Source organism: Streptomyces sp. BE20, from assembly GCF_036322525.1.
Classification (GTDB): domain Bacteria; phylum Actinomycetota; class Actinomycetes; order Streptomycetales; family Streptomycetaceae; genus Kitasatospora.
Genome location: NZ_JAQYWW010000782.1, coordinates 1 through 205, shown reverse-complemented (window position 1 = coordinate 205; position 205 = coordinate 1). Strand labels below are relative to the sequence as shown.

Below are 205 nucleotides of genomic sequence, written 5' to 3'. Positions count from 1 at the left end.
GGAAGCCTGCTTCGAGATGAGCACTCCCACCTCCTTGAGAGGGTAAGGCTCCCAGTAGACGACTGGGTTGATAGGCCGGATATGGAAGCCCTGTGAGGGGTGGAGTTGACCGGTACTAATAGGCCGAGGGCTTGTCCTCAGTTGCTCGCGTCCACTGTGTTGTTCTGAAACAACGACCCCCACACGTCTGGTCACGGTGTGGGTG

At 58.0% G+C, this 205-nt stretch carries 1 rRNA gene; it reads left to right on the top strand.

The features are described 5' to 3' along the window. Nucleotides 1-139: ribosomal RNA gene (locus PUR61_RS16590) — 23S ribosomal RNA — on the top strand; the annotation flags it as partial. Between the last annotated feature and the right edge of the window lie 66 nt (nt 140-205).